The 1,565-nt window shown below is 73.0% G+C and carries 1 protein-coding gene; it reads right to left on the bottom strand.

Features of this window, described 5'->3' with window-relative positions; genetic code table 11:
- Positions 1-1,253 (bottom strand): DNA polymerase III subunit gamma/tau (dnaX, locus tag JX283_RS08315; protein ID WP_204830158.1); only part of this gene is annotated, 1,253 nt, incomplete at its 3' end.
- Positions 1,254-1,565: the final 312 nt, after the last annotated feature.

Here is a 1,565-nt window from a genome sequence, read left to right as displayed (position 1 = left end):
ATCTGGGGCGCGGCCGCCCGTTGCGGCGCCGCGTTCCTCTCGGCAGCCGCCGGCGCCTGGGACCGCCCATCCCCCGCCCTGAGGGCCGGCGCCGCACCGGCTCCGCCGGCCAGCGCGCGCTCGAGCACGGCCACGCGCTCGGCCAGGGCCTCCACCGTCATGTCGGTCTCCGGCCGCACGAGGCGCGAGACCGCCACCTCCAGGGTGAGGCGCGGGCTGCGGGCCGTGCGCATGGAGAGCGCCGTGGAGCCCAGGCAGTCCAGGCAGCGCGAGATCCTCTCGGCGGGCCCCAGGGTCCGCGCCTGGGCCACCAGGGCGGCACGCTCCCCCTCGGTGCCGCCCAGGAGCGACTCCACCGGACCGGCGACGGCGGCCACGTAGAGGTCGCNCAGGCGCCCCACGAGACCGTCGCAGAAGCGGAGGAGGTCGTTGCCTGCAGACGTCTGCTCGGCCACCAGGCCGAGCAGGGCCGCGGCGTCGCGGGAGGCCAGGGCCGCCACGGCGGCGTCGAGGGCGGCGAAGTCGGCCACGCCCAAGANGTCGCGGGCGTCGGCCGCGGTGATCGACCCGTCGCCGAACACGGAGAGCTGCTCGAGCGTGGAGAGGGCGTCGCGCATGCCGCCGCGGGCGTGGNGCGCCACGATGTCGNTGGCCTCCGGCTCGGCCGAGAAGCCCTCCTCGCGGCAGACGTACTCCAGNCGCTCGCGGATGTCGGCGTCGTCGATGGAGCGGAAGTCGAAGCGCTGCACGCGCGACAGGATGGTGGCCGGGATCTTCTGCGGGTCGGTGGTGCAGAGCACGAAGACCACGTGGGCCGGGGGCTCCTCGAGGGTCTTGAGCAGCGCGTTGNAGGNCGCCGTGGTGNGCATGTGGACCTCGTCCACNATATAGACCTTCTGACNCGCCACCGTGGGGGCAAAGTCCACGCGGTTGACGATCTCCTCGCGGATGGCGTCCACGCCCGTGCGGGAGGCGGCGTCGAGCTCGTGGACGTCGGGGTGGCGACCCTCGGCGATGGCCACGCACTGGTCGCACGTACCGTCGGGCAGGTGGCCAGCCCCCTGGTCGCAGGCCACAGCCTTGGCGAGGATGCGCGCCAGGGTGGTCTTGCCGGTGCCGCGGGGACCGCAGAAGAGGTACGCGTGGCCGAGGCCGCCGCTCTGGACACCCCGCTCGAGGGTGGNCACCACGGTCTTTTGACCCACGACGTCGTCGAAGGTCTGCGGGCGGTACTTGCGGTACAGAGACTCCATGGCTTTCCTCCCGTCCCGGCTCGGGTTGTCCATTGTACGCGACCGAGACGGCGGCAAGAGAAACGGCGCCCCGGGTTGGGGCGCCGTTCGGCGGTCGTCCGAGAGAGGGAGAGAGCACGACCGCGGGTGAGGACGATGGCGCGCCCGCCAAGAGGGATGCGTCTGGCAGGGGGCGGGGTGCCGGGCCCCACAGCCAAGTGGCCAAGGAGAAGAGGGGGCGAGGCGCGCCGTTGTCGTCCTTATACCGCGAGGGCGGGCCCTCATTCCCGGTCGCGGAAAAACGGGGGACCCTTCCGGCGAACGGTAGGTTTT

Origin of the sequence: Olsenella sp. CU969 (genome assembly GCF_905219715.1) — a bacterium.
Classification (GTDB): domain Bacteria; phylum Actinomycetota; class Coriobacteriia; order Coriobacteriales; family Atopobiaceae; genus Granulimonas; species Granulimonas faecalis.
Note: the sequence above shows the minus strand (reverse complement) of the source record. Positions and strands in the feature narration are given on the sequence as shown.